Raw genomic sequence first — 24,922 nt, forward strand, 5'->3', positions numbered from 1 at the left:
ATATATTCACTTTAAAAGAAGGTTTCCATGGAAAGGAAAAATATCTTAATCATATGTGGTGGTGGGTCTACCGAGCATGAAGTGTCTCTTCGCTCTGCTCAATATATAAAAGAGCAAGTCGCCATCAATCCAGAGTTCAACCCTATTGTCGTTGAAATGACAAAGTCGGGGGATCTTACTTTAAACGGTCAAAAAGTTAGCCTAAATGGACAGATATTAGAAACGGCAACAGAAAGGCCATATATCAATTATGTCATTCCAGTTATTCATGGACCTCCAGGAGAAACTGGAGAAATACAATGCTTCCTTGAAATGCATAAGCTTCCCTACCTTGGCCCACGCCATGAAGGAAGTAGTATTTGTTTTAACAAGGTAACGACAAAGTTATGGTTTGATCATCTAGGTATACCAAATACGAAGTGGATGTCGATTCACAAAGATTTACCTTATGAACGAAGTGAAGTTGTGGATTTTTTTGAAAAATCAAATAATGACGTTTTCATCAAGGCTGCTAGTCAGGGCTCTTCAGTAGGTTGCTACCACGTAACAAATAGAGAAGATTTGGTGGATGCAATCAATAAAGCACTCGAGTATAGCGATGATATTCTCATTGAAAGAACACTTAAAGGGCGTGAGCTAGAAATTGCAGTATTTGAGCAAGAAGGAAATCTCCACGCATCTAAACCTGGTGAAATCGTAAATGCAAGTGATGAATTTTATGATTATGAGCAAAAATATAGTGAGCAATCAAAAGCTAAAACTTATGTTGAGGCGCCTGAGTTAACTAATGAACAGATCTCTCAAATGCAAATTATAGCTAAGACAGCATTCAAATGCCTAAAGCTAAGACATCTGTCACGCATAGACTTCTTCTTAAGCGATGGGGATATCTACTTAAATGAAATCAATACTTTTCCAGGTATGACAAGTATTTCAATGTTTCCAAAAATGCTAGAAAACACAGGACTCAAATTTAGTGATTTTCTAAAAGAGAAGATTCAAAAAGAAGTTAGATAATATAAAACACTTAAGGGTTAAAGAGATGGAAATCAACTTAATTGGTAAAAACAGTCACGAACACGCTAAAGAAAAGCTAGCAACAATGTACAAGGATAACTTCACTTCTGCAGAGAAGAAAGAATATATTCCTCATCATAAATTTTCACAAGGAGCATACCTTGCGATGGAAACAAGAGATGAAAATTCTCCAGAATTTCTCCTCGATGCTGCTTCACAGATAGCCACACTAGGACTTGGTTTCAATGCAACGGCCCTTTTTGGAACAACAATGCATGAAAGTGCATGGACAGGAAATTATCTCGATTCAACTTTTATCGAAATCGCCGAGTCTTTTAAAACTCTTCTAAGAGAGAAAGCTTCTAACGACAAACTTACACCAGTATTTGTGAACTCTGGAGCGGAAGCCAATGAAGCGGCCCTTATTATGGCCTATATGAAAAGGGCCCATACAGGTGCAAACAAAATCATAGCTTTTGAAGGCAGTTTTCACGGACGCTTCCTATCAACACTTTTCTCGACTTGGAATCCAAGTAAGCGAGAGCCATATCAAATCGAAGGACATGAAACAACTTTCATCGATTATCCTGAAACAAAGAATGATCAATTTATTTTAGATATAGATCCAGAGTGGATTAGATTATGGGAGAATCCATTTTCACCAAGCTTTGAAGCAAATTTAAAAGAATTTGAAAGTAAAGCTGATGATTTACTTAAATCAGAAATCGCCTCTTTAAAGCAACTTCATGAAGTTCTAAAAGAGAATACTCACTTTGCAATTTTAGTTGAGCCAATGCAATGCGAAGGTGGTGATCGCTATTCAACAAATCGCTTCCATGTGGCCCTTAATTTGATCGTAAAATCTTATCAAGTTGCACTTATCTATGATGAGGTTCAAACAGGGTTTGGACTTGGACGAGACTTCTTCTGGCACAGAACATTTGATCTAAAAGATTCACAAGGAAATCAAATTAATCCTGAGTATATTACATGTGCAAAGAAGGCCCAAAGTGGAATTGTACTGACACAAGATCCATGCTGGGAGAATAATGAGTTTCAAACTTCTTCTGTTATCAGAGGTTACTATCAAGCAATAGCAATCGATCAACTTCGCTACAAAATTGCAACAATCGAAGAATATACAAGAAATAAACTTAATCAACTTATAAGTAAGTGGGATCAGCTTTCATCACCTAGATGCTTTGGTGTCGCATTTGCTTTTGATCTATCGGATGCAAAAGATATTGCACCTTTTATCTCAAACCGCTTTGACCTAGGACTACTCTATTATCAAGCTGGAGATAATACACTAAGATTTAGACTTAATACGGCCTGGACTAACGAAGATATCGACTATCTATTCGACGCAATTAACGAGATTGCTAACCGAATTTATAAAGGTGAAACAAATAAACTAGAATATACTCCAAAAACTAAAGTAAATTCTCCCAATGAATACTTATGGCATGCAAAATTAGTGGAAGCCTTCAGTGGGAACCTTCAAGACAAAGCGGCATTTAGCTTTGCCCAAAAATTCTTTAATGAAGAATTTAACTTAGAATTAATTAAAATTGATGGTGAAAACTTCGACTATTACAAACACAAGATTGAAGAAATCCAACGTCATACATATGAGCCAACGAGACAAACAAGCATTGAGAAATTCGAAAAAATTGCTCATTGTAAAGATTCAATTGCGATGGCCCTACTAAGCGAAACAAGACAACTGGTAGGAATCTCATTTGCAGGTAAAATTACTCACTTCCCTCATGAGAGTGGACTACGCTTAGTTAAGTATTTCAATAGTCCAAAAACTCTTTATATGCTCGATACAACAATTATAAATATGGAGCAATCACAAGGAATGGGAAAATACCTAAAGTATGCGCTAACACTTATTGCAAGTGCCAATGGCAACGAATATATCTACGGAAGAAACCGTGATATTCACGCAGGAGCAATGCTTTCTATAAACTGTTCTCTTGGGGCCATCATTGAGATGAAACTTAAAGAGAATTATCTCGATGATGAAGAGCATCGCGATGTTATCATCTATCGCCAAAACCTGAGATGGAGTAATGAGAAATTAAAGTACTCAACTTCCCCTATCTTAAATGCTGCTTCATTCGAGAGTATGCCAACACTTGTAAACAAGATCTGTCTTTCAAACTTCATTGATGAAAGTTTTATGGCAAATCTTAAGCGTTTCAAAGATATCGCACCTAAAGAACTACAACACTTTTTTACAGCGAGTGGACATAGTGAGTGTGTAGAAAAAATATTCAAATCGATTCTTATCAAAAATCAAAAAGAAAGAACAAAAGTAATATCTTTTAACCATGACTATTTTGGTAAGCAAAGCTTTATGTCCGCTACTCTTTCAGGCGTTTTAGACTTCTATCCGAACTCTAAAGTAGATACGATTGGCCAACTAAAAGAAAAACTTGCGACCAAAGATTACTTAGCTCTTTTCATTGGTGATCTTTTAGTCAATTTTACTAATGAAGAACTAAAAGAAATTATAAAAATCGCACATGACAACGGAACAAAAGTTGTTTTTAACGAAAGTGTTTATTTTCATAATAAAAAGAAACTCTTTTCAAAAGACCATGGAATTATTCCGGATGCTAGCTACATTCACATCGCAGGACAAATTGGTATTTGTATGCTGCAAGAAGAAGTCTATGAGTCAAGGCCTCTAATGATGATCTCAACGTGGGATGGTGACGCTTATGCTCTTTCTCAAGCTGTATCATATTTAGAGTCACCTGCTGACGCTAAAAAAGAATTTAAAATTATTAACGACACTTCTTACGCTTTTACATTAAAAGCGCCAAGTATTTTTGGTAACCAAACAAGTAAGAAGTGGTATTTTACATGTTAATGACAGACTTAAATTTACCTATATTCAAATACGATGCTTGTGGCCCATACGAAAATGGGCTTAAGCACGGTGAAACTTTTAAAGAAGCAATACAAGAACTTATAGAGATTAGAACTGGCCTTCTTCTTAAAAGGTCACCGCATTTGAAAGATAAACTTGATGAGTTTGCAAACTTACAGTTTAAAGAAACCATGAAGTTTGATGCAAGCCTAGCACAAGAGATTGAAGGGATAGCGAAAGGCAGTGAAACTTCAATCAAAGACATTATTATCCTAAATAACTACACTGACTTTAGAGATATTCAACTCGATAGTGAGAATCAAGACGAAGGGTGTACATCGGTCTCATATATCGATGATAAAAATAGCATCGCTGCTCAGACATGGGATATGCATCAAAGTGCAAAAAATTATCTCATGCTAATTGAAATTGACGATAAGGATAATGGTACAAAAGAACTTATCTACACAGTTTGTGGATGTTTAGGATTAATGGCCGTTAATAACCATGGTCAATTCATTGGTGTTAACAATATTAATGTCCTAGATGGAACAAATGGAATTATCTGGCCTGCATTAATTAGAAAAGCAGCGAAACAAAAAAGCCTCAATGATATGGGAAAATTACTAATGGAAGCTCCCATTACATCAGGCCATAATTATCTTATAAGCGATGGAAAAAGTGCCTTCAATTATGAGATCACACCTACGCAAAAAGAAATTTTAAATACAAACCCACAAGGTCTGATCTTCCATACAAATCACTGTCTTGGTAGCACTGTTAGAAAAGTAGAAGATCGAAACAATATTAGTAAAACGACACATGCAAGGTTTGATCTTGTCGAAAAGTATAGAAGTGAACTTAAGGATGAAGCATCTATTATGAAACTTCTTATGTCTCACGACGGCCATCCTTTATCAATTTGCTCACACTACTCTCCAGAGGGAGCAAGTGATCCTTCTCAAACATGTGGTGGCGCACTTTATAATTATCAAACACAGATATTTAAGGCCTGGAGAGGCTGCAAAAAATATGACAAAAATTTTGAATATGTAGAAATTCATCTACCCCTAATTTTATGAGAAATTAGATTTTAAAGTGAGAGTTTATGGCCCATCTACCTTTTTTTCACACATGGACAAAACAAAACCAGGCCAAGAAAATCGATATCCAAAATACTTTTGAATGGGGCTATATTACATCTTCTAATCAGAAGATTTATGACCTTTCTTCAGGAAGTTATCATCAGTCATTCGGCAATAGAAATATTCAAATTGAAAAGGCAATGATTGAGCAAATCAAGTCAATGCCAATGGCAACCCCAAAATGTCAATTTGAACTAAAAGAGACTGTATCGAAAAAGCTCGTTAACCTGATAGGTCTTGACGGAAGAATCTTCTATACAACTTCAGGGGCCGAATCAAATGAAAATGCCATAAAGATGGCCAGGCAAATTACAGGGCGCCAATTTATACTATCATGTGAAACTTCCTATCATGGAGCGACACTGGGTGCTCTTGCTCTGACAGGAGATTGGCGCCGAGATGGTGCGGGTGTTCCTTCAAGGTTTCACGCTTTCATTCCAAACTTCTTTAATGATCCAGACTTAGAGAAAACAAAAAAAGTCATTCAAGACATTGGAAGTAGTGATATTGCAGCGATTTGTATCGAAGTTATAACAGGTGGCAATGGCGTCTTCATTCCCCCACAAAGCTACTATGATGAAATCATGAAAATTTGCAAGGAAAATGGAATCAAACTCATTTTAGATGAGGTCGTGTGTGGATTTGGTCGAACAATGACTAATTTTGGTTTTCAAAATTATACAAATTTAGAAGCTGATTTTATTAGTCTTGCAAAAAATATCTCTGGTGGATTCTTTCCATTTGGAGCAGTCTTTGTTAGTGAAGATAATGCAGCTTACTTTGATGACAATATACTAAGCTGTGGACTTACAAATGCTGCACACCCTATCGGATTAAAAGTTCTTGATGAAGTTATGTCATTAATTGAATCGAATGATTTTATTAAAATAAGAAACCAGAACTATGACCTCTTAAATCAATTTAAGATCAAATTAGAAAACTCTCATGCGATAGATTCCATCAGGCATATTGGCCTTCTCATGGCCATTGACCTTAGTGATGTAATCATAGAAAGTTCTCTATTATGGAACAAATTACTTTCAAATGGTCTTTTCATTAATATCACAAACCGCTCTCTAATCCTTTGTCCGTATCTAAATTACGCACCAAAAGAACTAGAAGCTTGCTTAAATAATTTATTAAATATAATCGAGGACTCATATGTACAGTAAGATTTACCCAAGTGCCCAAGAAGCGCTCAAGGATGTAACAAGTGGCTCAACGATAATGAGTGGCGGATTCGGCCTTTGTGGAATCCCGGAAAACTCAATTAATCAGTTAGCTCAAATGGAACTAAGAGATTTAAAAGTTGTTTCAAATAATATTGGAAACTCTGGACGAGGACTTGTAAAACTTTTGAAAAAGAAAATGATCTCAAAAGGATTCTGTTCATATGTAGGAGGTAATCCAGACCTAGAAGCGGCCATGTTCGCAAATGAAATAGAAATCGAACTAGTACCTCAGGGAACGCTAAGTGAGAGAATTAGAGCGGCAGGTATGGGAATTCGTGCCTTCTATACTCCAACAGGATATGGGACAGAAGTGGCCGAAGGTAAAGAAGTCAAAGAATTTGATCGTCCATGTATTTTAGAAGAAGCACTACACGCAGACTTTGCAATTATCAAAGCACAAAAAGCAGATCCATATGGAAATCTATGGTTTAAAGAAACAGCTAGAAACTTCTCCCCTCTTATGGCAATGGCAGCAAAGACAACGATCGTTGAGGTGGAAGAAATAGTTGAACTTGGAGATATCAAACCTGAAGATGTGCATATACCAGGAGTCTTTGTTCAGCGAATTTATCAAGGTTCAAATTATGAAAATGCTATTGAATTTTTAAAAACGAGGGAGTCATAATTATGTGGACGAAAGAGCAGATGGCCAAAGAAGTTACAACTCTCTTTACAGAGAACTCTACGATTAATCTTGGAATTGGACTACCAACAATAATCCCATCACAACTTCCTAAGAATCATAGCTATATCATTCATAGTGAAAACGGTGTTCTTGGTGTAGGTGACAACCCGACAGAGGCCGAAGTATCGGCTACTTTAATTAATGCAGGCAAAGAAACTATTACGGTTGAAAAAGGTGCAAGCTTTTTTGATAGTTCGATGAGCTTTGGAATGATTAGAGGTGGCCATATCGATTTCTGCGTCCTTGGTGGAATGGAAGTTGATACACAAGGCTCACTTGCAAACTGGAAGATCCCAGGTAAGAAAATCACGGGAATGGGTGGAGCTATGGACCTAGTCAATGGCGCTAAAAATATCATTGTTATGATGAGTCACTATAGCAAAACTGGTGAGCCTAAACTATTACCAGAGTGCACTCTCCCTCTCACTGGAAAAAGTGTCGTTAATTACGTTGTAACTGAATGTGGAAGCTTTAAAATTGAAGATGGAAAATTTAAAGTTTTAAATATGGCCAATGGATTAACTATTAAAGAATTGAATAAGAATTTTGATAACGAGATTTTTGAGTAAAAAAAAGAGGGCCCTGCAACTGGCCCTCCATTTTTTCGGCTTCATGCCTATCTCTTGCTACGACATCCTGTCGATCAATTAAATTATAACGCACAATAATGAAAAATGCAGAAAAAAAATAAATGGGTAAACATTTCCATTTACCTTGAAGCACGTTTATAATTAAACGTAATCACAAAAACTTACGGGGAATAGATGAGTATTTTCAACAGGAATAAAGCGGCAAATAATAGCACTCATGCTTTTGAGTCTCAAAAATACAAACAAACATTTACATATTTTATTCCTTCCCCACCGGCCAGATCGACACCATATCAAGAAAAAGCATTTGATCAAGTTACTCAGTTCTTAAATGCAAAAGAGATGGCCTATCATATTGCTCATACTGCTGTTAATGACAAAGGCCTTTGGGTAATAATTGAGATTTTTGGAAAACAAAAAGAAGTTACAAAATTAATTCAAGAGCTAAATGATTCCTTTAATTCGAGTTACAGTACAGAGAGTGATTCAGAGCTTGAGATTTATTACGAAGAAAATGAAGAGTTTCATAAAGATGATAATTACAAAGCTTAATACAAATCAATTTAAAACTTTAATTATACTCCTAGGATTAATCCCTCTTATCGGATGCTCTGAAGTTGAAAAGCAGTTAAATACTTCTCAAAGTATTAACCATACTTGTCCTATTGTAGAAAAGAAAAATAATATTTTATTAGATAACGAAAAAAATGAACCCGAGATTAGTAAGATAATTAGCTCGAAATCAACAAACTCAAGCTATCGTAATCAGATATTAAATTTTACACTCTCTCAATTATACTTCTCTCCGCACGCGACTACGCTCAACTCTCATACCTTATTGATTGCAAAGGTTGCAGGAAAAGATTTCTTCATTAACAGTATTCCACAAAAACAAAATGATTTCGCTTTTTTGAATGCCATTTCTCAAATGGCAAATTTCTATAAAAAACCGCTCGCAATCAAAAATCGACTAACGCTTATCGAAAAGAACATTAGTGAATACATCTACGCCTCAAACTCTTTGGAACAATTTATTAAAGATAATCAGGCCGAATTATTTAAGAATAAAGATTTGAAAAGATTGTATTTTAGAGGTGCTCAAGGTGTACGTGAGAATGAATTATTTGCAAGACTTAGTTATGTAAAAAGACTAAGTAAATTAACAAAATTTGCTAAAGATCATAATAGTATAAATAGCTACAACTCCAACTACCTGTTTAGAAGAGGTAATTATAGTTGCTCATTTGATTCAAAACTTCATGACTCAAAAATGGCCATCTTAAAAAGGCCTAAGAAATCTTACTACAACACTTTTTCTCATTATAAAGACCAGAATAATTATATTATTGGGATTACAAGTTCCCTACCTGAGATTAATAATTCAATCAAAGATGTTCTACTGTCGAATTTTGAAAATGATAATTACACAGCACTTTGTATGAGTGAATTAAAGCAAGGTAGACGCTATATCCTACTCATGAATGGAATCACATATAATGCTCAAGTATTAACAGAACTAATTAATAACTTTCCAAGTGTTTCCTCGGCGCAAGAGTATATGAATACAAAAAGATCTTTAGTTCTTCAAAATCCAAAAAGAACAATCTCTGAAATATATGGAACGACTAAGAACGAACAAGGTACGGCACAATACTATACGCCTGCACTTGGTAAGCTTACGGTACTTGAGCTCAATAATGGATTAAGTACATATAAAGATCCAAGAAATGGTCAACTTACATGCAATTAACACTCAAGGGAGATGCCTCACAAAAGAGTTGGTCCCTAGAGGTCAACGAGTCAGAACTTGAGCTAACTGTTCTTGAATTCCTAAGAAAACATAACATACCTGTTGCATCTAGTTGTGATGGTGAAGAAGTATGTAGACTCTGCCTAATTAATGAAGATCAATTGGCATGTGGCCTACTAGTAAAAGATATCATTCAAAAGTATAATTCTAATATTACTATTTCATATTTATAAACTTATATAAAAAAGGAAAAACTATGCGTTACTTATCATTCGATATTGAAGCTACTGGACTTGAAGAAAAAGATTTAATCATCGAATTTGCAATGGTTCCCTTTTGTGCAAAAACAAAAACAATTAATAAAGAACTTCAAAAACATTTTTATATAAAATGCCCAAGCTTTGAAGAGTTAAAGCCAAATCTAAACCAATGGGTTATTGATCATAATAAAGAACTTATTGAAAAGGCCCACTCTGAAGGCGTTGCAATTGAAGACTTCAAACAAGAGCTTATTAAATATTTTGAATCACCAGAAGTTAAAGAATACTTTGGAAATAAAAAAATCACACTATTTGGAAAATCGATGAGTGCGATTGATCTTCCTTTTATGACAAGAGATCTTGGCTGGGATTTTATGAGAACTTACTTTGAGCACCGTCAACTTGATCTTTCATGTATTGCCTACGGACTCATTGATATGGACATCATACCAGCAGAATGTGAGTCAGGCTCAAAACTTATGAAGTTTTTAAATATGGGTGATGTTGCTCACACGGCACTTGAAGATGCTGTTAACACTGCTCTAATGTACTTTAAGTTATTAGACCTAGTGCTTGTGAAAAAACTCTAGAGGGTCAAAGGCCTTAGAGTCATGTCGAATTTCGAAGTGTAAGTGGTCACCAGTTGATTTACCAGTATTTCCTACTGAAGCAATAACTTGGCCACGAGCAACTTTTTGTCCCTTTCTCGTATAATTCTTATGTGCATGAGCATAGACAGTGAAGAATCCACCAATATGAGAAACGACTGTGATATTACCGTAACCTGACTTCCTACCACTATAAACAACGACACCAGAATCGGCCGAAACGATATATGTCCCTTTACGGGCAGCAATATCAATACCTTCATGAGGTCTGCCCCAGCGATGCCCATAACCTGAAGTTACACGATTAGATGATGGCACAGGCCAAAGGAAGCGAGAGCTTTGACGAAGCTTTTGATAGTTAATAGAAGAAATAGATCGTCCTTCAACACGATTATATAAAATACCATTCTTATAAGGTAGAAAGATCGTATCACCTTTTTTAAAGGCAGCACCTTTATTAAACTCTTCGATTTGCCACTCAGGGATACTAAAAATCTCTGCTAATTTCTTAGCATTATAATTATCCGTTAACTTAATATAGCGCCCATTTTTAAGGGTCGTACAACTAAGTAGCGACATTAATGTTATAAGAAATAGCAATGACTTCTTCATTCGTCCTCATTCGTTTAATTTTCAAATGAGGACAAAAATGATCAATTATTTCAAATTATTTGGAAATTTTTGCCGCCCATTCATGGAATACATCGGACGAAAAATTCAAAAGGTTTAGGAAAGAAAACGAAATATTTCCGTTCATTATGGCATGGTGATCAGATGTCGTGTCTGGATCGATTTCTAAAGGAGATCCACCAATCCAAAAATACTGACGGCCCATTTGATCTACCCTTTCATAGACTTCTTCACTGTATCTTCTCATCTGAGGAGTTGTCCAAACGATCTCTCCAACCTCATTGGCCGACACATTTGGTACATTAATATTCAACAGTGAGCACTCAGGCATTGCAAGCAATGCTTCAGACTTCTTTTCAACGAGCTCTCTAACGACTCCAGCGGCCGTCTGAAAGTGCCTAACATCATCAGATGATCTCATAACAGTAGAAACAGCAATGGCCCTTATTCCTTGAAATACGGCCTGTCTTGCAGCACCAACTGTTCCAGAATAATAGATATCTTGTCCAAGGTTGGCCCCGTGATTGATTCCAGAAATAACCAAATCTGGCCTAAAGTCTAAAACAGAGTTTATTCCAATTAATACACTATCGGCCGGATAGCCATTACAACTAAAAGTGTAATCATTAATTTTTTCTACGCGAATTGGGTCATGAAGAGTTAAAGCCTGAGATGTAGCAGAGCGCTCTTTATCAGGAGCGACAATTGCAACATTGGCGATATCTTTTAGACTTTCATAAAGACACTGAATTCCTTCAGCAGAGTATCCATCATCATTTGAGAGTAAAATATTCATAGATTACTTATTAATCAAAAGCTATTAAATAGCAAGGGCCTTTATCGTAGCACCAAAGTATTCTGATAACTTAGGAACATCAATATTTCGATAACAGCGTTCAACTTGAGATGAGATTTCAAACTTAATATAGTCAGGATCTAGTTGCTCAATAATTCCAATTGAAAGATTTGAATCCCAGTTTAGTTTCATACCTAATTCAAACTTCTCATTCTTAGAAGACATAACCTTTGTATAAAAATTAACAATGAAGCTATTTAATTGTCCCTGCTGCGCCATCTGATGAATATCATCATATAGGAAAACGACACTTTGACATAAGTGAGACTGAATTTTTTCGTAAACTTGTGAGTCAGAGATATCAAAAATAATAGAAAAAGGTTTACCAGATCTTTCCAACTCTTCTTTAGTGTGAAGTCCACTAGTACCATAGTTAATTCTGATATTTGGATGAATTTTTGCAACTTGTTCGATAATTGAATCCACTACAAATGGAGCATCATTTTCAAAATGTAGTTCAATAATATCTTCAAGCTTTAGAAGTGATTCTTTTAAAAGTTCTTCAATGACATAACCTTGGATAAAATTAAAACTCCTAGGTCTAAAATCAAAACCATAGGCCCCTTTTGCCATTTCATTGGCAAATTTAAATCCTCTTTTGTCGTATATACCTTCTAGTACAAATCTCATCCTAATAATTCTACATTAAAAACTTATTCATTGCTTCAAAGAGGATATTATTGCATGAGGTACCAACTGATTCAGGATGAAACTGCATCGTAAAAAAGAAGTTCGGGCGGTATGCCATTAATAATTCATCGTTATTGTCGAAAATGAATTGAGTCAGACTCTCCTTATTACCAGACTTATACTCTCCACTATCGATTTCTACTTTTAAGGAATTATAGCGCTGAAGCTTAGCATGAATTAGCTCAGTCCTATCTTCTCGATTAAAACAATCAAACAGATCCTCATCTTCTTCAAGCTTCATCGTAATGGCCTGACCATGCATTGGCCTAGAGCTTCTCACAACTCGAAGTTCATCAAAAATATTAAGAACTAATTGATGACCAAGACATATCCCTATGATCCGCTTGGCCTTTGAAAGTTCATCCTTAAAGTTGACACCAACACTTACAAAGGATTTTAAATATTCCTCTGGGTGGCCAGGGCCTGGCCCTAAAACGACTAGTTGATTTTCTAGGAGGTCTGAAATATTGCTTTTAGAAAGATTTCGAAAGTTTACGATATCAATATGAAAATCAAACTGATCAAAATAAGAGAGAATATTATTTGTAAAACTATCTTCAAAGTCGATAAAGACTAGTCTCACAAAGTTACCCCAAAGACTGAATCAAAATTCTTAGCATTGTAGTTAATTAAAATCTTTAATGAGATTGATTGATCAAGATTTAATTTATTATTAACAAACTCATCCTTTTGACGATATTCAATATCAAATACCCAACAATTATTAAGTGGATTGTAACGAGTTCCAAGATAAGATTCATATACCCTTTCTAATTCGAAGTCATAGTAATAACCAGTTCTAAATGAAAAGATATCATTTAATTCAAAATCAACATCAATAGTAAAATAACGTCGATCTTCAGAGAAAGAGTCGTAGTTGAAGCCTAGTTCATATTGAAATCTTTTCAAATCATGCTTCATTGTTAATGAAGTAATATGCTTACTTTCTGTATGGAAATAATACTCTGATAAATTAAGCGAAAAGTTATTAAAGTTAAGACCACTTAAAATTGCAAGCCTTGTCAGCCTATCATCAGTATCAATCGTTGACTCTTCATTATCTTCTAGGATTAAACCTTGAGAGATATTGAAATAAGCAATTTTGGAATATTCATAATTATCAAGTTGATAATTAAAATTCTTAAACATCTGATAATTAGGCTTAGGAGTTTTCTTTAAAATATTATTGTTAAACACTAATTCAATCGTATTTGATTCAGGTAAATCAGTACGAGTCGATACATCTTGAAGTGTATTATTTCGACCTCTAATAATATCTCTTTCATCAAAACGCCCATTGTCTTCAAGAAGAGCGAATTGATCCCCTAGTCTCTTATTTCCACGATATTTTTGAGCATTGTAATAAAAATGGTTCACACCGAATTTTAAACTATGTTTATATGAAGAACGATAAAGCTTTCTTACGTCTAATTCTTCTTTTTCTGTACGTGGAATTTTAGCAATTAAGTTTCTTTCCTCATCTTCGATTAAAACAGGCTTGATAATCTCTTCTTGAATATAAGCACGTCCATAAATTTTTTCGATATCGACCCACATTGAAGTATTAACATAGTTCCCATACTTATAACCGTTTTGCTTCTCAAATTTCTCTGTAGGAAGTACATAGTATTGAGCATCGAGACCCGATTCCATTTTTATATTAATATGAGAGATCGGCCTTAAAACAAACTCTAAGGAAGGGTTATAGTCAAAACGCTGAATATTTCTATAATAGAGATTTTCGTTAACAACATCTTGTTTAAAGTAATCAAACTTTAGATTTTGATAAAAGTTTATTTTTGATAGAACACCTTTCGAATTAAAAATATTAAAAGGTCTATGTCCTAATCCTAGTCTCACAGTATTTTGTACATAATCAGTATCGAAACCTTCGGGATCACTGAAGATACTATTGCTCATAAAACTAGAGTATAAGTTTGCGATAACTGAATCACCCATATAATCAGTAGAAATACGAGAGCCTTTCTCACTACCCATATAGATATTTTTTTCGAAGTACTCCTCATAATCACTTTGAATATCAAGATCTGTTAAATAAGTAGAGTTTGCCCAAAATGATAATTTATTATTTGGATGATAAAAATAGTTAAACTTGTACGCCCCCCTAATCTCATCTTTGCCACTTGGTTCAAGATCGAGCTTGCCTGGCTGCCAAATTTTATCGTTTACAGTTTTCCCATCAAATTCGATATTAGAATATTTACCAAGAGAGTTACGATACTCAAGAGCTAGACCATTTCCACGCTTACCAAAAACAGTCGGTGAAAAAGTAGCATCACTATTATCATTAATTGCCCAATAAATTGGTTGCTTAAAGTAGAAGCCCTCATCAAAATCAAGACCGATCGTTGGAAAAAGGAGCCCTGACTCTCTAACCTTTCTAATAGGTAGTGAAACATATGGGATATAAACAATGATCACACCATTAATCTTAACAAATGCATGCTTTAGACTAATATAATCATCAGGCACAACTGTGACTTCTTGCCCTTGAATACTCCAAGACTCAGGACAATCTTTACATGTTGTAAACTCCGCCTCAATCGCTTTAAAAACTCCACTATCATGACGAACAATTTCCTTACCTCTTAGGACAAAGTTTTCATCAACTAGTTTTGCATTTTGTACCGAAAACTCGGCCTTTTGAAGAGAGTATGAAATCTGTGTTCCATAAAGATTAAATTTGGCACCGGCGTAGCGAACATTTCCCCAAATCTTACCAATTTTCGTCGCAAGAGAGATGCTGGCCTTTTCACCATAGATTGTATCTGTACCAAGCTTGATAATAACATTGCCGTGAGCTTCATAAGAGTTATCACTACTTTTACGATAGGCTTTATCAGAAAGAATTTGGACTTCATCATTTTCTCCAAAAGCTAAAACTTTTGGAGTATCTGCGTAGATATTATTTTGAATACTTAGTACGAAGATACTTTTGCATACAAGCGATAAAGTAATAAGAGCCCACAACAAGAAGTTTGTTGGAACCAGATCTAAGTGATTCGATATTTGATTGTTTTTCTGTGTCAATTTCCTCATTAGTACTTAATATTGTATCGAGAAAATCGTGTATTTCATACACTTTTGTGCCAGTCTTTAAGTTTTGTTGAAGTGTTTCCTTACTTAATGCTCTCTCGTGCTGAAAGCTTAAAATATTCACTGATTTAATAATACAAGGATAAGTATTATAGAGCTTAATCGTACTACTAATTTGATCTTCACGACCTGTGGAGAAACTCATCAGTACATCAAATGACTCTTTGCCCTGACAATCTGAAATACTTTTTAAAAGTACTTTATGGCCTAATTGGTTATGAGCTCCAACAAAAACAAACTCCCTATCTCCAACCAGCATACTATCCCAACGTCCAGGTGTAAGAGGCCACTCAATTTTCTTCAACGAATCCTTATCAAGACTCTGCTGAGTTGATTCTTCAAATAGCGCAACGGCCATCTGCCTATTTCTTTCAAAATATGGTAAATCACTTTGTTTAGATACAGAAGTTAAAGTGATATCATCGCGCTCACACCACTGAGAAAGAATATCTTTTAGAAATGTCTGCTCAATATTTTCAAAAAGTTTTCCACCAAAACGAGTGATTCCATATTTTTCAAATAAAATCTCTTTTAATGTGTTACCTAAAATTTCTGTATGATCTAATCCAATTGATGTAATAGCAGCAATTGGCCTTGTGAAGATATTTGTTGCATCAAAGCGCCCGCCTAAGCCTACCTCAAGAATGACAAAGTCAGTTTCATGCTTAAGTGCAAATTTAATGAAAAGAACAAATAGTGCTTCATAAAAAGAGAGCTTTAAACTTTTGATGACTTCTTCATTCTCATCTAATAATTCTGTTAGCTCTTCAATCGAAATATTCTTTTCATTCAATTTAAAGCGCTCAGTGATTGATAAAACATGCGGAGAAGTCCAAAGACAACTTGTAAACCCTGCACGTTCATATAAGTAACTTAAGCTATGGGAAGTTTCACCTTTCCCATTAGTACCACCTACGATAATAACCTTAGACCTTGCTTCAATAACGCGTCTGTCTTGAGAAAGAAAATCTCTGATATGATCTAACTTAGGTCTAAAACTCTCCTTTCCACATAAAAGTGTAAGACGTTTTAGAAATGACTCTTCAAGTTTTTGACTTTGGAAATTATCTGTATTTTTCACGGCAAGAGATATCTCACGAAAAGAAATTTTTGACTATAAAAATCTATTAAAATTGATAGCTCTTATTCTCAGAACCAATAATATTAATTCGTCCATGAGTATTAATTTTTTCAATTTCTTTCGTTAACTGGTCTAAGTAATTTGGCTTTAGATGCCCTAAGTAAATTGGAATATCTTTAGGCATCTTTGCGATCTCAAGCCCCATCGTCTGCGCAGTATGGTGACGACTATCCTTGGCCAACTGATCATAAGAATTAGGGAAACTAACCTCAGAAAAGATTGCTTTAATATTCTTGATTGTTTTGGCCTTTTGCCAGATTGCATCTGTAGGCCCGGTGTCTTGTGTAAAGATGATTGCACAATCACCTTTTTCGATAATAAAGCCAAGAGAGCCTGCAAAGTGATTCACTTTAATTGCGTGAACTGTATACTCTCCAATTTTCTTTGTTTCACCATTTTCAATATTTGAAAACTTAAGAGTTGGATCATCTTTAGTTGGAAGCTTAGTAAAATCCGGCCAAATTTCATCATTTAAAAGATGCTTTTGAATACTTGTTTGAACTTCGTTAGATGTCCAAATATAAAATGGGTCACCTTTTAAACCAAAACAATTATCGGCCAAAAATGCTAAGTCAGAAATATGATCAAGATGAGAGTGTGAGATAAGAATATTATCTATATTTATCTGTTCTTTTACACTGATACCTGTTGCAACAGATCCTGCATCAATTAATAATTTATCATCCACCAAGTACGATGTGGCCCGACACTGTGGTGAGACCCCACCGTGGCCTCCAATGACTTTAACGATCATTCTAACTCCAATTTATTTAATTTTAACTTGGATTAGAAATTTTTACTAGTAATAAGATACTGAAAAAATAGGTTTATTTAGAAGTAAGCTCTTGATAAATCTCTTGTGTTTTTCGATTTGTAATCTTTGAAAGAAGTTTTGCAAGGTTTTTCGGCGTTTGCTTACCGAGATAATTTTGGGCCAACTTTTCAAATTCTTCATTAGATGCTGTTGCTCCAGATTCTAGCTTAGGCCATGATACAACCAAAACAAACTCACCTTTTGCATTAACCAAATCAGTTTTAAATTCTTGTGCTTTAAAGCGTACACACTCTTCAAACTTCTTCGTTAATTCGCGACAAACGCTTACCTGCGCTTCTGGAAATTCTTGTGACAATTGCTCTAGTGTCCCATGAATACGATGTGGTGATTCGAAGAATAAAGATGTTACATTTGTCTGATATGCTTGTTGGAATTTTGCCGAAATCTCACCTTTTTTTCGTGGAAGAAATCCATAAAAACAGAATGGATTTGGTGCCATTCCACTTAACTCAAGTGCAACAGTAACTGCACTAGGCCCTGCTACTGATGTAACCTCACCGCCTTCATTAATGAGCTCTTTCACTAGAATATGCCCTGGATCAGAAATGATAGGACTTCCAGCATCAGAGACAAGAATTGGGTGTTGTGCCGATCTGATTAAATCAAGAAAATACTTAAGACGATCCTGTGAATGATCATTAAATGAGACAACTTTTAAATCTGAACGCTCTATTTCTAATTTTGATAAGAGTGAGCGAAAAACACGAGTATCCTCGGCCAAAACGAGATCACAACTCACAAATGCCTGACGCATATTCTCAGTTATATCTCCAAGGTTTCCTATTGGTGTTGTTACTAGAGTCAGTTTCAAAGTTAGTCCTAATATTTAATGATTCCCCTTATTTATAACTTACATAAGAAATAACTTCCATCTAAAATCTTAATACGCAATGCGTTACAATAATTATTAGATGCTGTTATTTTGTAGAAGAAGGAGTTTAAATGACAATGCAAGCAAGAGTACGTACAGATTCAACAGGAAATATCACTGTCCATATCGAAGGTGGAATGGATTATGAAAATATCATTCCTCTTAAGCAAGAGTTAGCTACAATCACTAACACTCACCCTACTTCATTAATCACTCTTGACCTGACGGCCCTTAACTTTGTTGGCTCTTCAGGAATTGGTGTATTCGTTGATACAATCAAAGCATTAAATAAAAGACGTGATCAAGTTAGACTTTCAAATGTTGCGCCAGAGTTTTTAAAAGTTTTCAAAATCTATAACTTTGATGCAATGGATATTCTAATTAACGAATTCGAAACTGACGATACAGAGCTTTCACAATTCTACGGTCAGAGAAAACGTACTTTTCAGAACTGATAATTTAAAAGATTCACATAAAAATCTTGGCCTGGGCGCTCTTGTTTAAAACCAATTTCGGCCGGGCCTTCTAAAGAGAAGCCATCCTGATTAATTGATCCCTGGTAATTATAACCACCACCCTGGTAGCGAGAATCTTGATAAGGACTATCATTCGTATCTGGATAATAATAATTTTCTTGGCTAGGCTGCATACGATCATTCTTTCTGTACTCATGGCTTCCTACAATATACCCACCAAAAATTAATCCAGCATAAAGACCAAGAGATGCACCAATTGCAACTGAGCGTCCCGAAGAACCAAATGCCATGGCAGCAGTACCGAGCAGAGCTCCTCCAACGGTTCCATATCCTGCATTTAAAGCGACGATTTTCACACGAGGATCCATATCTGCTTTTGCTTGGAAGCTAGTAAAAGTTGTTGAAATAAAAAGAGTAATTAAGAATAATTTTTTAACCATATGAAAATTGTAAAAGAAGGCCTCGTTCGATGCAAGGTAAATGTTGTTCAAACTAGCGACACTATGCACGATATTTCAAAATAAGAAGAGATAAAATGAGCACTATTTAATAACCTCAACCTTTGAGACTCTGACATAAAACCGCTCGATTTAACTTCAAACAGCTTAATGAGAAACTCTCCATTTAGCTTATAAATACCTGCTATATCGACTTGCCCACAACCATGCCTACGAAGCATTGTCGAACAAACCAAAAGAGGAACAGATTCAGAGTGAACAAGTCGAGACTTTCTAAGTTCTAATGAACTTCCTTTAGCTATTTTCCTGAGTGACAAATTCTTTTACCCCTTTGAATGATTTTCGATGAATCGGGGTGATACCATAATCTTCTATGGCCTTGCGATGGACGGCCGTTGGATAACCAGCATTTTTTTCAAATCCGTAATGAGGATATTTTTTCGCCTCTCTTATCATAAGGTGGTCACGACACACTTTTGCAATGATTGAAGCAAGTCCAATGAGTGATGATTTTGAGTCACCCTTAATAATCGGATGAATATCGTTAATTTTTTTTGAAGAGAATGGAAACTTTCCATCAACAAGAACGACTGAACTTGAATCGCAAAGAAGATTATGACAGCTTTTTTTCATTCCAAATAAACTCGCCTGAAAGATATTGAGTTCATCAATTTTTTTTGGCGCAACTTTCTCAACACTGTATTGAAATAGTTCATGTTCATTGAATTTTGAAAACTTCTCTACCCCCAATTCTTTGAGAATACTCTCCATTTTTTTAAGTGTTAATTTTTTAGAATCTGTCACACCAACTGAATCTAGCCTTTCGACGAGAGACTTCAAGTTATCAATTGATACCTTTACAGCACAGGTTACAACAGGGCCTGCAAGAGGTCCTCTACCTACTTCATCTGTTGCTAAGATAAATTTATGGTTATCGACAAACTGTGATTCAAACATTTTTGACCCTAAAATAAAAAAAGCCCCTATTTCTAGGGGCCCTTCTATGACTTAAATAGTTTTGATTATTTTCTATCGTAGTCAATTGCGATACGAGCAGATTTACCTGAACGATCTCTTAGGTAGTAAAGTTTCGATCTTCTAGATTTACCTCTTTGAACGATCTCAATCTTTTCTACGTTTGGTGAATGGAATGGGAATACCCTTTCAACACCAATTCCAGAAGAAACTTTTCTAACTCTGAAGTGACCAGTAAGTTTTCCAGCTTCTTTCATTGCAATAACTACACCTTGGAAAATCTGAATACGAGATTTTTGACCTTCAGTGATTCTTGCGTGAACAGCAACTGTATCCCCAGTTTTAAATGTTGGGAATGATTCTACGTTTGTGTTCTTGTAATTTTCATTTACAACGTCTACTAAATTCATTACGAACTCCTACTTTAACGTCTTGAACTTCTCAGAGGACCAACACCGTGTTGTTCTTAAGTAAGTTCTATTTCATGGTCTCAGAGGCACTATTCAGTCGATCTAAATAGATGGCAACTGCCGAGCGAACAGACAAGTGATTATACCCATCAGCACTTCCACCAAAAATTGGCTCAAGCGCAAAATGTGCCCGTTCGAGTACTTGTGCATGAAGACCCCATCCTGTACCAAATAACAGGAAGATAGGCTTTTTGTCAAGGCGCGCATTATTGATCAGGTCAGTTTCTACACCGTTATTTGATTCAAAATTTGCTCCAGTAACACAGACCAAAGGATCAACACCTTCTATCTCTCTGATTTTATTGATTCCCTCTTCCACAGAGTTTACTAGGCGTGCAATGGCAAGTGCATCTTGGCGATCAGGATTATAAGCTCCTGCATCATCTTCTTCCCAGTGTCCTAGGATTCTATTAACTAACTTATGTTGGGCCTCTAGTGGCGTTACAATAAAGTAGTTCTTAATCCCAAAAGTACGACAACTTCTTGCGATGTCGTGTATATCAAGATTCGTTACTGAAGTCGTAACAATATCATCTCTTTTATTTTTAATTGGGTGGTGTACTAAGCCTAGATAAATATTATCTTTCATCTTTGGTATATCCTTAATCTTTATTTCTCATATAGGCTTTATACAAATCTGGCCTATACTTCTTTGTATATTCTAGTTTTTTACTGTGATTGAACTCATCAATCAACTTATGATTTCCCTCGAGTAAAACGTCGGGAACTTTTATGCCATTAAACTCAGAAGGCCTTGTATAAACAGGACCTTCAATAAGTCCATCTTCAAAAGAATCAAGAATTGCGCTATCTTCATTCCCAAGAGCTTTAGGCAAAAACCTCATCATAGCATCAACAATAGTCATGACGGCCAACTCTCCACCAGATAACACATAATCTCCAAGAGAAATTATTTTAGTTACATACTGAGAAATGAAGCGCTCATCAATCCCTTCATATCGCCCACAAATAAAAACATACTGCTTATTATTTTGTTGAAAGTCTTTGGCTAACAACTTGGCTTCCTCGTTATTAAAAACATCACCACGAGGAGAAGTATAAATAATCTCTAACTGAGACTTATCAAGAGATTCTGTCTCTAGGATATGATTAATTCCACGCTCTAAAACATCTGCGCGAATAACCATTCCAGGCCCTCCCCCATACGGAGCTCCATCAACACCTTTAAAACTCTTTGGTGAAAAGTCTCCAAGGTAGAGAGGGTTAAACTCAACTTCACTACCTAAGAACTTACCAATGACTCCACTATCTTTAAAGGCAGTGAAAAATTGTGGAAATAATGTAAGGACCCAAACTTTCTTCATTTACATTAGATGTGGAATATAACATTCCACACGATTCTCTTCTAAATTAACTAATTTAACAAAATGATCAACAAATGGGATATCCACAAATTTGCCACCTACTTTTGTCACTAGAACAATGTGAGCTCCATTATCAAAGTACTTATCAACTTTACCCACTACCGCTTCTTTTTCTAAGTCATAAACATCAAGACCGACAATATCAGACATGTAAAACTCGTCCTCATCTTCAATATCAGGAAAAATATCTCGACTTACGTAGATTTCAAAAGGAAGCATATCTTCTGTAATATTACGATTATCAACACCACTTAAATATGCGATGACTTTATTACCAAAAGAAATTGTTTTAATCTCCTTCTCTTCGCCATCTTTACTTATTTTACTTCCGCTTAAAGGCATAGCTATAAAAGTTGAGCCATTTTCAAGGACACTATTCACTTTATTTTCAAGATTAAAAACAAAAGCACCTTTAATTCCATGAGGCCTAGTTGCCGTACCAAGTAAAACCATATTTTCTAAATTTTTCTTCATGCTGCCTTATACCATGCTCTCTTCATTAAATCATCATTATATTTTTCAGGTATTTAACTTGCCAATTTTGTAACCTCTCGTTTTAATATTTATATTAGATTATTTATTCATGGAGAGAATTATGAAAAAACTAATGACAGTTGCAGCTACGCTAGTTGCAATTCCAGCAATCGCAGCGACAGCAACAATTGATGCGCCAACAATTTACGGAAAATTAAACAGAGTTGCACTTTACACTGACAACGAAAACTCAAACAGAACTTCTTTTTCTGGCTTTGTAGACGTTGATTCTTCTGAGTCTAGACTAGGAGCTACAGGAAAATGGGGAACAGAAGGAATTGAAGGTACTTACGTACTTGAAATGGGCCTTAACTCAAGTAAATCAAACTCTGGTAATGATTACAGAATCAGAATGCGTCAAGCTGCAGTTGGAGCAAAGACTTCTTTTGGTACATTCAAGATGGGTCAAACATATACTCCACTTGATTATGTAATGCTAAAATCAGATCCACTAAGCTCAACAGTAGCTTCAATGGCCGGTTCTGATACTAGTGCTAGAATTGATGGAGCAGCATCAGGTGGTCTTGGTTTTAGATACCGTGCAAGAACAGACATGTTCTCTTACGAAACACCAAGTATGGGTGGTCTTACAATCGCTCTTTCAACAGATCGTGGAAATGGAAATGATAACGACCCAACAGCTAACTACGGCGATACACACTACTCAGGTCTAGTAAGATACCAAAGAAAAATGGATAAGGTAGATCTAGACGTTTACGCTGGTTATGACCAATGGGCAAGTGCTTCAACTGAAGATAGCAACTACACTCTAGCAGGTGTAAATCTTGGACTAGGAAGCTTCAAAATCAACCTTGGTTACAGTATCGAAAACAACGACACGACAGTAGCTGATAGCGAAATTAATCGTATTCTTGCTGGTATCACTTATATGCTAAATAAGAATGTTTTCTCTGTTACTTACCAAAATCGTGATGAGAAAGATCTTAATAATGACTACACTCAAATTGCAGCTCACTACAGATATATGCTTAATAAGAATATTGACTTCAATATCACTTACCTAACATATGAAGTTGATACTGGTGCAACACAAAATGATGCATCAATGGCAGCAGCTGGTGTTCAATTAAAATTCTAATTTTAATTATTAGCTAAATACTTTAAGGCCCACGCAAAGTGGGCCTTTCTTTTTCACAAAAAATCACTATAATAACCACATGAAATTAGATCAAATTAAATCAATCGCTATTATGCGAACATCTGCCCTTGGGGACATTATTTGGACACTTCCAATGCTTAATCGCATTCGCAAGGCCCTTCCAAAAGCTAAGATATATTTTATAACGAGCAATACCTTTGCCCCTTTAATCGAAGGAATTGAGGATATTGAACTTATAAGAATTGATAAGCCAAAGAAGTTAAAAGACTACTTTAAATTAAAAAGTGTATTTGCCCCTTACAACTTTGATGTACTTCTATGTACACAGGCAAACCTTAGAATTAATTTTATCTACCCATTTATAAAAGCTAAGAGAAAAATTGGCTTTGACTCAAAAAGAGGACGTGATCTACAAAAAATATTCATCAATGAATCAATCCCTTTCAAGAAGGAGCATTCTGTAGACGCTTTTTTAGGCTTCGCTGATTACTTAGGAATCAATTCAAACGAAATCGAATTCAACTTACCTTTTACGACTGAAGAAGTTTCACAACTTCCTCCAAAAGACTTTATCGTTATACATCCAAAAGCTTCTTCACTTCAAAGAACTTGGTCTACAAAGCGCTACATCGAGCTTTCAAACAAAATAAAAGAGCTACACAATATACCAATTGTACTAACTGGAATTCCAAGCGATAAAGATATATGTGATTCTATTGAACAAGAATCACAGGCCGATATCATAAATCTATGTGGAAAAACATCTCTTAATGGACTTAAGAATGTCTTTTTAAAAGCTAGAATGGTGATTGCTCCAGACTCTGGACCTGCCCATATGGCAGCAGCGCTAAATACACCGGTAATAGGTTTATATACGGCCGTACCTCCAGAATACACTGGACCATTCGGTCAAATAGAAAACTGTATTAATGCCTACCCTAGGGCCTTAGAACACTACTTTCATAAAACAGAGAACGATGTCCCTTGGCGCTTTCGTATAAAAGAAGACGATATGATGAATCTTATTACTGTTGAGGAAGTACTTGAAAAGGTAAATTCAATCTTGAAGTAGTGTGACTTATTTTTTTACCCACAAACAAAAAAAGCCAGATCATTGATCTGGCTTTTTATATAGAAGGTGCATCTTCCTAGTCTCACACCAAGTGACCCTGGCACTACCTTCGGCGCAAGCG

At 35.5% G+C, this 24,922-nt stretch carries 27 protein-coding genes; 13 read left to right on the top strand and 14 right to left on the bottom strand.

Annotation, left to right across the window (positions count from 1 at the left end):
* Positions 1-27 precede the first annotated feature (27 nt).
* The 10 genes from ACMAWV_RS10190 to ACMAWV_RS10235 all read left to right on the top strand — a co-directional run bounded on the left by ACMAWV_RS10190 (position 28) and on the right by ACMAWV_RS10235 (position 10,153).
* Complete coding sequence (locus tag ACMAWV_RS10190; RefSeq protein ID WP_103216977.1) at positions 28-1,017, top strand: D-alanine--D-alanine ligase; 990 nt, start codon at positions 28-30, stop codon at positions 1,015-1,017.
* Between the two features lie 25 nt (positions 1,018-1,042).
* Complete coding sequence (locus tag ACMAWV_RS10195; RefSeq protein ID WP_392992243.1) at positions 1,043-3,901, top strand: aminotransferase class III-fold pyridoxal phosphate-dependent enzyme; 2,859 nt, start codon at positions 1,043-1,045, stop codon at positions 3,899-3,901.
* A complete protein-coding gene (locus ACMAWV_RS10200; protein WP_158246793.1) occupies positions 3,901-4,983 on the top strand; it encodes a C45 family autoproteolytic acyltransferase/hydolase in 1,083 nt (360 codons plus the stop codon). The genes ACMAWV_RS10195 and ACMAWV_RS10200 overlap by 1 nt, the downstream gene beginning before the upstream one ends.
* A gap of 26 nt (positions 4,984-5,009) precedes the next feature.
* Positions 5,010-6,218 (top strand): aminotransferase class III-fold pyridoxal phosphate-dependent enzyme, encoded by a 1,209-nt coding sequence (locus tag ACMAWV_RS10205; protein WP_412469436.1) that lies wholly within the window; start codon positions 5,010-5,012, stop codon positions 6,216-6,218.
* Positions 6,208-6,903, top strand: coding sequence for a CoA transferase subunit A (locus ACMAWV_RS10210; protein WP_103216973.1), 696 nt, complete (start codon positions 6,208-6,210; stop codon positions 6,901-6,903). Before ACMAWV_RS10205 ends, ACMAWV_RS10210 begins: the two co-directional genes overlap by 11 nt.
* Before the next feature lie 2 nt (positions 6,904-6,905).
* A complete protein-coding gene (locus tag ACMAWV_RS10215; RefSeq protein ID WP_103216972.1) occupies positions 6,906-7,532 on the top strand; it encodes a 3-oxoacid CoA-transferase subunit B in 627 nt (208 codons plus the stop codon).
* A gap of 195 nt (positions 7,533-7,727) precedes the next feature.
* On the top strand, positions 7,728-8,105 hold the full coding sequence (locus tag ACMAWV_RS10220; RefSeq protein WP_103216971.1) for a hypothetical protein: 378 nt from the start codon (positions 7,728-7,730) through the stop codon (positions 8,103-8,105).
* The gene (locus tag ACMAWV_RS10225; RefSeq protein WP_158246792.1) at positions 8,068-9,303 is read left to right on the top strand and encodes a hypothetical protein; all 1,236 of its coding nucleotides are present in this window, start codon (positions 8,068-8,070) and stop codon (positions 9,301-9,303) included. Before ACMAWV_RS10220 ends, ACMAWV_RS10225 begins: the two co-directional genes overlap by 38 nt.
* Entirely contained in the window at positions 9,294-9,536 is a 243-nt protein-coding gene (locus tag ACMAWV_RS10230; protein ID WP_103216969.1) for a hypothetical protein, read from the top strand. Before ACMAWV_RS10225 ends, ACMAWV_RS10230 begins: the two co-directional genes overlap by 10 nt.
* Positions 9,537-9,559: 23 nt before the next feature.
* The gene (locus tag ACMAWV_RS10235; RefSeq protein WP_103216968.1) at positions 9,560-10,153 is read left to right on the top strand and encodes an exonuclease domain-containing protein; all 594 of its coding nucleotides are present in this window, start codon (positions 9,560-9,562) and stop codon (positions 10,151-10,153) included.
* On the opposite strand, the gene ACMAWV_RS10240 is transcribed toward ACMAWV_RS10235, so the two are convergent.
* The 8 genes from ACMAWV_RS10240 to rsmI all read right to left on the bottom strand — a co-directional run bounded on the left by ACMAWV_RS10240 (position 10,130) and on the right by rsmI (position 18,251).
* The gene (locus ACMAWV_RS10240) at positions 10,130-10,783 is read right to left on the bottom strand and encodes a M23 family metallopeptidase (protein WP_103216967.1); all 654 of its coding nucleotides are present in this window, start codon (positions 10,781-10,783) and stop codon (positions 10,130-10,132) included. The genes ACMAWV_RS10235 and ACMAWV_RS10240 overlap by 24 nt on opposite strands.
* 55 nt (positions 10,784-10,838) lie before the next feature.
* Complete coding sequence (surE, locus tag ACMAWV_RS10245; RefSeq protein WP_103216966.1) at positions 10,839-11,597, bottom strand: 5'/3'-nucleotidase SurE; 759 nt, start codon at positions 11,595-11,597, stop codon at positions 10,839-10,841.
* A 24-nt stretch (positions 11,598-11,621) separates the two neighbouring features.
* Positions 11,622-12,287: a hypothetical protein gene (locus ACMAWV_RS10250; RefSeq protein WP_103216965.1), complete on the bottom strand. Its 666-nt coding sequence runs from the start codon at positions 12,285-12,287 to the stop codon at positions 11,622-11,624.
* 10 nt (positions 12,288-12,297) lie between these two features.
* On the bottom strand, positions 12,298-12,930 hold the full coding sequence (locus ACMAWV_RS10255; protein WP_412469435.1) for an aminodeoxychorismate/anthranilate synthase component II: 633 nt from the start codon (positions 12,928-12,930) through the stop codon (positions 12,298-12,300).
* Positions 12,927-15,338 (bottom strand): LPS-assembly protein LptD, encoded by a 2,412-nt coding sequence (locus tag ACMAWV_RS10260; RefSeq protein ID WP_412470040.1) that lies wholly within the window; start codon positions 15,336-15,338, stop codon positions 12,927-12,929. Before ACMAWV_RS10260 ends, ACMAWV_RS10255 begins: the two co-directional genes overlap by 4 nt.
* Complete coding sequence (locus ACMAWV_RS10265; RefSeq protein ID WP_412469434.1) at positions 15,274-16,545, bottom strand: hypothetical protein; 1,272 nt, start codon at positions 16,543-16,545, stop codon at positions 15,274-15,276. The genes ACMAWV_RS10260 and ACMAWV_RS10265 overlap by 65 nt, the downstream gene beginning before the upstream one ends.
* 46 nt (positions 16,546-16,591) lie before the next feature.
* The gene (locus ACMAWV_RS10270; protein ID WP_412462497.1) at positions 16,592-17,359 is read right to left on the bottom strand and encodes an MBL fold metallo-hydrolase; all 768 of its coding nucleotides are present in this window, start codon (positions 17,357-17,359) and stop codon (positions 16,592-16,594) included.
* 73 nt (positions 17,360-17,432) lie between these two features.
* Complete coding sequence (gene rsmI, locus ACMAWV_RS10275) at positions 17,433-18,251, bottom strand: 16S rRNA (cytidine(1402)-2'-O)-methyltransferase (protein ID WP_412469433.1); 819 nt, start codon at positions 18,249-18,251, stop codon at positions 17,433-17,435.
* 131 nt (positions 18,252-18,382) lie between these two features.
* On the opposite strand from rsmI, the gene ACMAWV_RS10280 reads away from it, so the two are divergent.
* Positions 18,383-18,766, top strand: a complete 384-nt coding sequence (locus ACMAWV_RS10280) for an STAS domain-containing protein (RefSeq protein WP_103216959.1) — start codon at positions 18,383-18,385, stop codon at positions 18,764-18,766.
* On the opposite strand, the gene ACMAWV_RS10285 is transcribed toward ACMAWV_RS10280, so the two are convergent.
* The 6 genes from ACMAWV_RS10285 to rimM form a co-directional block, all read right to left on the bottom strand.
* A complete protein-coding gene (locus ACMAWV_RS10285) occupies positions 18,757-19,227 on the bottom strand; it encodes a hypothetical protein (protein ID WP_103216958.1) in 471 nt (156 codons plus the stop codon). The two genes, ACMAWV_RS10280 and ACMAWV_RS10285, sit on opposite strands and share 10 nt — an antisense overlap.
* Positions 19,228-19,539: 312 nt before the next feature.
* Positions 19,540-20,202: a ribonuclease HII gene (locus ACMAWV_RS10290; protein ID WP_392992259.1), complete on the bottom strand. Its 663-nt coding sequence runs from the start codon at positions 20,200-20,202 to the stop codon at positions 19,540-19,542.
* A 65-nt stretch (positions 20,203-20,267) separates the two neighbouring features.
* Positions 20,268-20,630: a 50S ribosomal protein L19 gene (gene rplS / locus ACMAWV_RS10295; protein ID WP_103216956.1), complete on the bottom strand. Its 363-nt coding sequence runs from the start codon at positions 20,628-20,630 to the stop codon at positions 20,268-20,270.
* A 67-nt stretch (positions 20,631-20,697) separates the two neighbouring features.
* Positions 20,698-21,279: an RNA methyltransferase gene (locus tag ACMAWV_RS10300; protein WP_412469432.1), complete on the bottom strand. Its 582-nt coding sequence runs from the start codon at positions 21,277-21,279 to the stop codon at positions 20,698-20,700.
* A 13-nt stretch (positions 21,280-21,292) separates the two neighbouring features.
* The gene (trmD, locus tag ACMAWV_RS10305) at positions 21,293-22,015 is read right to left on the bottom strand and encodes a tRNA (guanosine(37)-N1)-methyltransferase TrmD (RefSeq protein WP_103216954.1); all 723 of its coding nucleotides are present in this window, start codon (positions 22,013-22,015) and stop codon (positions 21,293-21,295) included.
* Positions 22,016-22,549 (bottom strand): ribosome maturation factor RimM, encoded by a 534-nt coding sequence (rimM, locus tag ACMAWV_RS10310; RefSeq protein WP_103216953.1) that lies wholly within the window; start codon positions 22,547-22,549, stop codon positions 22,016-22,018.
* A gap of 121 nt (positions 22,550-22,670) precedes the next feature.
* On the opposite strand from rimM, the gene ACMAWV_RS10315 reads away from it, so the two are divergent.
* Positions 22,671-23,708: a porin gene (locus ACMAWV_RS10315; protein ID WP_158246790.1), complete on the top strand. Its 1,038-nt coding sequence runs from the start codon at positions 22,671-22,673 to the stop codon at positions 23,706-23,708.
* A 79-nt stretch (positions 23,709-23,787) separates the two neighbouring features.
* Complete coding sequence (locus ACMAWV_RS10320) at positions 23,788-24,801, top strand: glycosyltransferase family 9 protein (protein ID WP_412462495.1); 1,014 nt, start codon at positions 23,788-23,790, stop codon at positions 24,799-24,801.
* The last annotated feature ends 121 nt before the right edge of the window (positions 24,802-24,922 follow it).

It is taken from the genome of Halobacteriovorax sp. RT-1-1 (genome assembly GCF_047085455.1).
GTDB lineage: Bacteria > Bdellovibrionota > Bacteriovoracia > Bacteriovoracales > Bacteriovoracaceae > Halobacteriovorax_A.